The sequence below is a fragment of the Pseudomonas maioricensis genome, from assembly GCF_022790535.1.
Taxonomy (GTDB): Bacteria; Pseudomonadota; Gammaproteobacteria; order Pseudomonadales; family Pseudomonadaceae; genus Aquipseudomonas; species Aquipseudomonas maioricensis.
On sequence record NZ_LOHG01000021.1, the window covers coordinates 68,891 to 72,282 of the forward strand.

Consider the following 3,392-nt stretch of genomic DNA (forward strand, 5'->3'; position numbering starts at 1 on the left):
AGAAAATGCACTTCAATCCAGTTGTTTAAAACGTGGCCTGTCTGTACACCGCTATCGCGGCCTCGCGGTGCTCGTGCGCTCCTACAGTCTGCGGAATCCGCCCCCACGTCTATCTACAGGTTAATGACTGGCGGTGTCTGCCGCGTACTGATCTCGTTGCGCAGCAGCCTGGCCAACGCTTCTACTGAATAGGGCTTCTGCAGAAAGGTAAAACCCTGTGAGTTCCCCTGTGCCAACGCAGGACTATAGCCGCTGGTCAGGACAATCGGGAGCGTCGGATAAAGCCTTTGAATTTCAAGGGCCAGCTCCACCCCGTTCATGCCCGGCATGACCACGTCGGAAAATACTGCCTGAAAAGCATCGGCTCGCTGCGCCAAAACCTCCAGAGCCTCCACACCACTCTTGGCCCAGTGAATGTCGTACCCCAGCTCTCTCAACGTCTGACTGGAAAACTCGCCAATTTCAAGGTTGTCCTCAACCACCAGCAGACGAGCACCTTCGCCGCTGCTTTGCAGCTCCGGCTCCATCGCAGCATATTCGGCACCCGGTATCGCAACGGATCTAGGCAGGTAGAGAGTAAACGTGCTGCCCTCGCCCAACCGACTGGCGACCAACACCTCGCCACCCGACTGTTTGGCAAAGCCGAACACCTGAGAAAGTCCCAGCCCGGTGCCTTTACCGACGTCCTTGGTCGTAAAAAACGGGTCGAAGATACGATCAATCTGTTCCGGATCGATGCCTGAGCCGGTATCGATCAATGACACGGCAACATAATCGCCAACCACCGCGGCATGGGTGCGGCGAGCAGGAATTTGCCCGACGGGCGAAACACAAATCCTCAAGGTCCCCTCGCCATTCATGGCATCACGGGCATTGACCGCCATATTGATCAGCGCGGTATCGAACTGACCGGCGTCAGCGTTGATATAGCAAGGCTGGGCAGGAAGCTCGATCAGCGTTTTTATCCGGGCTCCGGTCAATGAACCGATCATCTCGCCAATAGCCCGGACACTTTTGCCGACTTCAAAGACTTCCGGGCGCAAGGTTTGCTGGCGAGAAAACGCCAGCAACTGCCCAGTCAACTTGCTGGCCCGATCAACCGCATTGGAAATCGCGTCGATGTAACGTCGACGTCGCTCTTCATCCAGATTGCGCTTGAGCAGGTCTGTAGAGGCTTTGACCACCGTCAGCAGGTTGTTGAAGTCATGAGCCACACCACCGGTCAATTGCCCCACGGCTTCCATCTTCTGCGACTGACGCAATGCAGCTTCTGTGCGGCGTAGTGCTTCGGCGGCCTCCCGCTCAACCTGAACGTCGCGTCCCACGGCATGGATATAGGATTGATCCGGCACAGCTGTCCAGGCGATCCAGCGATACGAGCCGTCTTTGTGCAAATAGCGATTTTCGAAACTGGAGACACTGATGCCCTGCGACAATTCCGCCGCGGCAGAGGCAGTGGTCAAATCATCATCCGGGTGCAGAAGCTCCAGAAACGACTTGCCCAGCAACTCATCGGGGCTCCAGCCAAGCACTTGAGTCCAGGCCGGATTGACCGCCACAATGTCACCACCGAATTCGGCAATCAGCATCAAGTCGGTGGACAACCGCCAGATGCGATCGCGGTCCTGAGTACGGGCTTCGACCCGCTCTTCCAGCGTAGCGTTGAGCGTACGCAAGTCTTCTTCAGCGGCGCGGGTTGCCGTGATGTCTCGGGAAATGCAGAGGATTTTTTCTACGGTCCCCGCCTCATCAAACATCGGCGTAACCTGCACATCCCACCATTTGGGGGTGCCCAGATAGGTGTTGGCAAAACCCTGGAAACGACCGGGAACGCCTGTTCTGGCGGCGACAATGGCAGCCTGAGCGTCGATATGCCCTTGATCCTGCCAGAAGTCCGGCCAGGGGCAGCCTTGCACGTCGTTGAAGTTACTGATTTCCATGACGCGCATGCCGCCTTCACTCATGAAGGTAAGCTTGCCATCCAGGTCGATCACCTTGATGCAATCGTTGCTGCTGGCCAGCACCCGGCTATTGAACTCCTCGGTATTGCGCAAAGAAGACTCAATTCGCCGGGCCTCGGTGACATCCTTGAACAGCATCGCAATGCGGTTGTGCTCGGGCCCCTGGACTTTGTAGGCGTAGATTTCATACCAGCGCCCGCCAAGCGCAACCGCAGGCGCGTCAAAGCCAACTGACTCGCCACTCAACACCACGCTCGCATACACCTCAAACCAACGTGCAGGCTGGCCGTCTGCGATGTCCCGCATACTCTGGCCAATCTGCTGTTTGAGTTCTGTCATGTTGTCGAACGCGGCGTTGACCTCGATCAAATGGCAGGCCGTCAGCAGGTTATGGGTGTAGGTGACTTCAAATACGCCAAAGCCGATATCGATGTCACTGAACAGCGCACGATAACGTTCGTCGCTGGACTTTAGTTGCTGACCTAGGCGTACGGAGTGGGTGGTTTCAACCGTATGGCACAGAACACCCAATACGGACTCTTCATGCTCGTCGTATACCGGCGAAAATGAAAAGGTCCACCAGGTCTGCTCTTCAACCCCATAGCGGGCCATGCTGATCGGATGATTTTCATAGCGACTGGATTCGCCGCCAAAGGCCCTCTCTATCATGGGCCGGACCTGCTCCCAGGCGTCTGCCCACAGCGTGGTGATGCTCTGCCCCACGGCAACGTCAAGACGGGGGCCGAGAATGGGCCTATAGGCATCGTTGAAGAAGAAATGCAGATCCGGCCCCCACACCAGATAAAGGCTTTCCGGGGAACTGAGCATCATGCTCAACGTCGAGCGAATCGGTGCGGGCCAATCTGACATAGGCCCAAGAGATGTCGCGGACCAATCGAAAGCTCTGATTGCTGCGCCTGTTTCGCCGCCTGGAAGGGAGCGTGAAACCGGGCTGTTTATAGGGTTCATGGCCATTTACTAATTGCTGGGGCGTCACTGGACGAAGATGATCGGCCGCATCAGCGGAGGAATGTGCTGAGTTTGGAGGGATGGCGAACAAGTGGCAACCACCGCACAGCGATTATCCATGCGTTGCCATGTCGCACACGAATGGACCCTGAGGACATCACAACGTTCTCTACCTCTCGGTGCGGCCGATTGACGTGACCGTTCATCGGTGGTCAGATGCGCGCCAGTTTCAGGTGCCTCATGCCGCCGAGCATGAGGTGAAACGGGAAGCCGGTGCGTCATTTCGATGATCAGTCCGGCGCTGCCCCCGCAACGGTAAGCGAGCGAAGCATTCGACAAACCACTGTGCTCCGGCATGGGAAGGTGAATGTTTCATGACCCTCGCAAGCCCGGAGACCGGCCTGGAACTTCGTTTTGGCAAACCCGCGGTGGGCGGGCGCAGGCCGGTTTCCGTGGGCTTTT

At 57.1% G+C, this 3,392-nt stretch carries 1 protein-coding gene and 1 riboswitch; the gene reads right to left on the reverse strand.

Translation table 11 applies throughout. The features are described from left to right. Window positions 1–113 precede the first annotated feature (113 nt). Complete coding sequence (locus tag AUC61_RS23340) at window positions 114–2,936, reverse strand: PAS domain-containing protein (RefSeq protein WP_479692270.1); 2,823 nt, start codon at window positions 2,934–2,936, stop codon at window positions 114–116. Window positions 2,937–3,144: 208 nt separating this feature from the next. After that, a riboswitch (cobalamin riboswitch) is annotated at window positions 3,145–3,349 on the forward strand. Window positions 3,350–3,392 lie beyond the last annotated feature (43 nt).